Raw genomic sequence first — 5,877 nt, 5'->3', positions numbered from 1 at the left:
ATTGAAGAAGCGGTGCTGAAAAATGTTTGATATCCCCGTGCTGCTGGCGCTCATTGTGCTGGTGGCCCTGGTGTTCGACTTCACCAATGGCGCGCACGACTGCGCCAACGCCATTGCCACCGTGGTTTCCACCAAGGTGGTTACGCCGCGTTTTGCGGTGGGTGCTGCGGCCTTGCTTAATCTGGGCGGGGCGCTGCTTGGTACTGAAGTGGCAAAGACACTGGGCAGCGGCATTGTTTTGCCGCACGTGGTGGAGGGGAGCCACGTACTTGTGCTGGCAGCCCTCGTGGGGGCCATCACCTGGAACTGCATAACCTGGTATTTCGGCATTCCGTCATCGTCTTCCCATGCCCTGATTGGCGGGCTTATCGGCGCCGCCGTGGCCGATGCAGGCTTTAGCGCGCTGAACGGCAAGGGCATCTGGGACAAGGTGCTGGTGCCTCTTGTGGCCTCGCCTCTGGCTGGCTACGCGGTGGGTTTTTGTTGCATGTGGATCATCTATTGGATCTGCGGGCATATACACCGGCGCAAGGTCAATGCCTCGTTCCGGCGTTTGCAGCTGCTCTCCGCCGCATTTATGGCCACCAGCCACGGCCTCAACGATGCGCAGAAGACCATGGGTATCGTCACCCTGGCCCTGATGATTTTTGGCAAGATCGACACCGTGGAAGTGCCCCTGTGGGTCAAACTTTCCTGCGCAGGGGCCATGGCTCTTGGCACCGCCGTGGGTGGCTGGAAGATTGTTAAAACCATGGGGCACCGTATTTTCAAGCTGGAGCCTGTGCACGGCTTTGCTGCGGAAAGCTCCGCCGCCCTGGTCATCACCGGCGCATCCCTCATGGGCGCCCCGGTCAGCACCACGCACACCATATCCGCCTGCATTTTTGGCGTGGGGTCTTCCAAAAGGCTTTCAGCCGTGCGCTGGAATGTGGCCGCAAATCTGGTGACCGCATGGGTGCTCACCTTGCCCGCTGCGGCAGGCGTGGGTTTTGTTTCTTACTGGCTGCTGCATTTTATCTGGAACTGACCGGACGTTGCACGCAATGCGTTGGCCCTGCGCCCGCCATGCGAGAGAGACCATTAAAACCCCCTGTCCCCGCGATCTGCCGGGACAGGGTGTTTTGTTTCAGGGGGTATGCGTAGAGTGCCGCATCCATTTGTCTGCCTGATACAGTCAGTGAGCATCAGGTTCTGGTCAGAACAAGAATATCCAGAGGTATGCTGTAATGATTGCGGAGATGGAAGGGCTTGCAGAAGGGGAGAATGAGCGCAAAAGGGTGCCGTCACGTTGGCAGGATCAAAAGCCGAGCGCAATCAGTGCGCGCTCGCTAGTGTGCGGGCGCGCTGCACATGCAGATATCGCCGGGGGGCCGCAGGTTTTGCCAGGTGCGCCAGCGGCTGGGCCGCAAGGGCAACCCCGTGCGGATTAGTCGCGGCTGCCTTCGCGTTCTTCCTGGCAGGCGCGGCACAGGCCAACGCCGGGCAGGGCTTCAAGGCGCTTGGCGGGGATGGGGTCGCCGCATTCACGGCAGCAGGCTACGCCGTTGATCCATTCCGGGCCGCCGCGATCCACAGCGGCGCGGGCCCGCAAGAGGGCTGATTCGCGGTCAAGGCGCTCCAGCTCGGTAGCCTGATCAAAAACGTCCATGAGTACTCCTTGTGTAAAGCAAGCGGCAACCCCGCAGAGCGGGGTTGCCGTAATTTTTGCAGAATATTTTCAGGAAGCACTAATTAGTGTACAATCGTGCTTCTGTAAAGACCCGGACAGGGCGATTTTTTTAAAAAACCTTCAAAATGTCCTCAAGCGTGGTCACAAAGCTGTCCAGATCCGCCTGATCAATGTTCAGGGGCGGCAGGAGGCGCAGGGTGACGCCGTGGCTCAGGTTGCAGATGAAGCCCCGGCGCAGCAGTTCTTCCCACACATCCTTGCCGGAAACGGTCAGCTCAATGCCCAGCATGAGGCCAATACCGCGCACTTCGCGGATTTTGCCGGGCACGCGCTGTTGCAGCGCGGCCAGCTGGGCCTTCATGTGCTCGCCCAACGTGCTGGCGCGGTCCGCCAGTTTGTCGCGCAGCATGATTTCAACCGTCTTGGCCGCCACGGCGGAAACCAGCGCTCCGCCGCCAAAGGTGGTGGCGTGGCTGCCCGCCTCAAAGCCCTGCGCGACTTCGTCAGTAGCCAGCATGGCGCCCATGGGCAGGCCGTTGGCGAGCGATTTGGCCATGCTGATGATGTCGGGCGTGAGGCCGCAGGTCTGGAAGGCCCAGAACTTGCCGGTACGGCACAGGCCCGCCTGCACTTCATCGCACATAAAGAGGATGTCGTGCTTGCGGCACAGGGCCTCAACACCGTGCAGGTAGTCTGCGGGCAGGGGCACAATGCCGCCTTCGCCCTGCACCACTTCAACCAGCACTGCGGCGGTAGCCGGGGTGATGGCGGCTTCCATCGCTGCAAGGTCGTTGGCCGGAACCTGCTTGAAGCCCTCGGGCAGGGGGGTAAAACCATTGCTCAGGCTCTCGCGCCCCGTGGCTGCCAGCGATCCGAGCGTGCGGCCATGAAAGCAGCCATCAAGGGTGATGATTTCGTAGGCATCACGCTTTTTCACGCTGCGCATGTAGCGGCGCGCCAGCTTTATGCAGGCCTCGTTGGCTTCCGCACCGGAGTTGCAGAAAAAGGCCTTGCTGTGATGGCTTGTTGAAAGCAGCAGCCGCGCCAGTTCAAGCTGTTCTTCCTGGTAAAACAGGTTGCTCACGTGCCAGAGTTTGTGCGACTGGGCCTCAAGGGCGGCGCAGATTTCGTCATTGCAGTGGCCAAGGGCCGTTACGGCAATGCCCGCCAGCAGGTCGACGTATTCCTTGCCGTCCACATCCCAGAGTCGCGCGCCCTTGCCTCGCACGATAGCCAGCGGGTAACGGCTGTAGGAACGGCAGAGCAGGCTCTCTTCCCCGGCTTTCACGGCGGCAAAGGCTTGTGACATGGACAAACTCCTTCTCGGTGAACGTATGAATGGTGGAATGGATGAAAGTCGCTGGCGGTTGCCAGCGCAGAGTATCAGCGCCCGGTGTGACCGAAACCGCCGGAACCGCGCTCTGTGGCAGACAGTTCCGTAACTTCACGCCATCGCGGTCGCACAAAGGGCTGAAAGATGAGCTGGGCCACGCGCTCGCCGTTCTGGATGCGGCGCTCCTGGCCGGAGGTGTTCAGAAGGAACACCAGAATTTCCCCAGTATAGTCCGGGTCGATGATGCCGACGCCCTGAGCGACGGTTATGCCGTCGCGCGCGCCAAGGCCGCTGCGCGAATAAACAAAACCGGCAATGCCAGCCGCGCGGGGCTGTACGCTGATGCCCGTGCTTACCTTGAGCCTGCCCCCGGCGGGAATAAAAGCTTCGGGCGTATCAAGGCAGGCGCGCAGATCCATACCTGCCGACTGGCTGGTGGCGGGAGCAAGAAAATCATCCTGCCCCTGGGCGTAGAGCTCACGCGCGCCGGGGCGCACAAACGCAATGTCCACGGGGGCCATGCCCTCGTGGAGGTCGTTTGCCTTTTCGGCGGCGTGCTGCTGTGCGTGGTCGTCGTGCATCGGTTGTTACTAGCGCAGCTTTTCGTTGGGGGCAAGAGCCGGACAGAGGCGTACCCCTGTTGACTTGGCATTTTGCTGTGTATACAGAAAAAGCATTATCAACACTCAACAGGATTATTGGATGTACACTTACCAGGATTCTGCCCGTTATGCATAGCAGGGGCTATTGCATAACAGCTTGATTGTTTAGGCAATAGCCCTTGCTCCGTCCTGACATTTCATCGGGAGGAAGCATCATGGGCTATAAAAAAGCGACTAAAGTTCTGCCGCAACATTTGTTGCGGGCCATACAGGAATATGTTGACGGGGAATACCTGTACATTCCCCGCAAGGAAGAAAACAGAAAACACTGGGGAGAAACCGCCCCCAACCGTGCCTTCCGTGCTGCCAGAAACAACGAAATGGCTGCCCGGCGCAAGGCGGGCTGGTCTGTTGCGCAATTGGCGGAACGGTATTTTCTTTCCGAAAAAGCGGTTTACAAGATTCTTGCGGCCTTGAATTGAAGCTGACTGAGGCTTGCGACGGCTGGCCGGGATTGTTCCAGCTGTTGTGGCCATGATCGCAGGAATATATTTGTTTGCCTTCAGCGCCCTGACGTGTCGGGGCGCTTTTTGTTGGGTAAGAAGCGGGCGGGCTTGCCATCAGGCGGGATTTCTTTCAAGCTGCGCGGCAAGGAGAATATATGCAGATTATGTCCATAGCCGTAGTGGGCGGCGGCCTTGCCGGGTGCGAATGCGCCCTGCATCTGGCCCGCGCTGGTCACTCCGTTACCCTGTTTGAACAAAAGCCGGGCCACAGGTCGGCTGCCCATATCAGCGAGCATCTGGCCGAGCTTGTGTGCTCCAACTCCCTGCGGTCAGATGAACTCACATCCGGCGTGGGCCTGCTCAAGGCCGAAATGCGCGCCCTTGGCAGTGATTTTATGGAATTGGCCGACGCCCACCGCGTACCCGCTGGCAAAGCGCTGGCCGTTGACCGCGATGCCTTTGCCCGCGCCATGACCGAACGCGTGGCGGCGCAGGCCAATATTACGCTTGTGGAACATCAGGTGGCATCGCTGGACGACCCGGTGCTCGCACCCTTCACGGGCGAGGGCAGGGCAGTGGTTCTGGCTGCCGGGCCAATGGCCTCGGAGGGACTTTCCGCCTCGCTGGCCGAAGCTGTGGGCGCGAAACACTGCTATTTTTATGACGCCATCGCGCCCATTGTGTGGACGCACTCCCTTAATATGGACGTGGTGTTCCGCGCCTCCCGCTATGGGCAGGAAAACGGCGAGGCCGACGGCGAGGGCGACTATCTCAACTGCCCCATGAGCCGTGACGAATACGATATTTTTTATGCGGCCCTGCTGGAAGCGCAAAAAGTCTCCGCACACGAGTTTGAGCAGGAAAAACATTTTGAAGGCTGCATGCCCATAGAGGCACTGGCCGAGCGCGGCCCGCGCACCCTGACCTTCGGCCCACTCAAACCCGTGGGGTTTGTGGACCCGCGCACAGGGCGCAGGCCCTGGGCCATTCTGCAACTACGGGCAGAAAAGGCCAACAGCGAAACCTGTAACCTTGTGGGCTGCCAGACCAAGCTGACCCAGGGCGAGCAGGCCCGCGTGTTCCGGCTGGTGCCGGGTATGGAAAACGCGGAATTTGCGCGCTTTGGCAGCATGCACCGCAACACCTATGTGAACGCGCCAGACGTTCTGGCCCCGGATTTGTCGCTGCGGGCGCGCCCCGGCGTGTATCTGGCAGGGCAGATCACAGGGGTGGAGGGCTATGTGGAATCAGCCGCCAGCGGCCTGTGGCTCGCTCTGCTGCTCAATGCCCGCGCACGTGGTCTTGAGCTGCCGCATCCGCCGGTGGAGAGCGCCCTTGGCGGGCTGCTCAATCATTTGCGCACCCCGGTAAAGCATTTTCAGCCTTCCAACGCCCACTTCGGCCTTGTGCCGGAACTGGGCGAAAGGGCGCGTAAAAAAGATCGCAAGGCCTTGTATTCCGCCCGCGCGCAGGAAACCTTCGGCGAGTGGCTCGCGGCGCAGCGTGAGGCAGAAATTATTTAAGGTGCTTGCAGAGGCTCGCGTTTTTTGTCATGCTATTTGATGCACGTGGTTGGAATGGTTTCTCCTGCTGCCCACACGCAGACACATGGCGCATCTATCAAGCTTTCAGAGATAAATTGCGGCAATGTGTCAAAAAAGTGTTGACGGCGGCATGGGGAGTAGCTATATAACCGCTTGCCTCATGTAGGAGCGTAGCTCAGGTGGCTAGAGCACTTCCTTGACACGGAAGGGGTCAACAGTTCAA

Annotated in this window: 6 protein-coding genes; 3 read left to right on the top strand and 3 right to left on the bottom strand. The window is 59.8% G+C overall.

The window, feature by feature from the left end; translation table 11 throughout:
• The first annotated feature begins 22 nt into the window (after positions 1 to 22).
• Complete coding sequence (locus tag VEZ52_RS04500; protein ID WP_324835724.1) at positions 23 to 1,027, top strand: inorganic phosphate transporter; 1,005 nt, start codon at positions 23 to 25, stop codon at positions 1,025 to 1,027.
• Positions 1,028 to 1,426: 399 nt separating this feature from the next.
• Here VEZ52_RS04500 and VEZ52_RS04495 read toward each other — a convergent pair whose 3' ends face one another.
• From VEZ52_RS04495 to dut, 3 genes are all read right to left on the bottom strand, one after another.
• Entirely contained in the window at positions 1,427 to 1,648 is a 222-nt protein-coding gene (locus VEZ52_RS04495; RefSeq protein ID WP_022657782.1) for a TraR/DksA family transcriptional regulator, read from the bottom strand.
• A 130-nt stretch (positions 1,649 to 1,778) separates the two neighbouring features.
• Positions 1,779 to 2,978 carry an aspartate aminotransferase family protein gene (locus VEZ52_RS04490; RefSeq protein WP_324835723.1) on the bottom strand — a complete coding sequence of 400 codons (1,200 nt, stop codon included), beginning with the start codon at positions 2,976 to 2,978 and terminating at the stop codon, positions 1,779 to 1,781.
• Between the two features lie 74 nt (positions 2,979 to 3,052).
• Positions 3,053 to 3,523 (bottom strand): dUTP diphosphatase, encoded by a 471-nt coding sequence (dut, locus tag VEZ52_RS04485; protein WP_300551385.1) that lies wholly within the window; start codon positions 3,521 to 3,523, stop codon positions 3,053 to 3,055.
• Positions 3,524 to 3,819: 296 nt separating this feature from the next.
• Here dut and VEZ52_RS04480 point away from each other — a divergent pair, with 296 nt between their 5' ends.
• Entirely contained in the window at positions 3,820 to 4,086 is a 267-nt protein-coding gene (locus VEZ52_RS04480) for a CD3324 family protein (RefSeq protein WP_324835722.1), read from the top strand.
• A 179-nt stretch (positions 4,087 to 4,265) separates the two neighbouring features.
• Positions 4,266 to 5,633, top strand: a complete 1,368-nt coding sequence (trmFO, locus tag VEZ52_RS04475) for a methylenetetrahydrofolate--tRNA-(uracil(54)-C(5))-methyltransferase (FADH(2)-oxidizing) TrmFO (protein ID WP_324835721.1) — start codon at positions 4,266 to 4,268, stop codon at positions 5,631 to 5,633.
• Positions 5,634 to 5,877: the final 244 nt, after the last annotated feature.

The sequence above is a fragment of the Desulfovibrio sp. genome, from assembly GCF_035644575.1.
GTDB lineage: Bacteria > Desulfobacterota > Desulfovibrionia > Desulfovibrionales > Desulfovibrionaceae > Desulfovibrio.
This window is presented reverse-complemented; position numbering and strand designations above follow the sequence as displayed.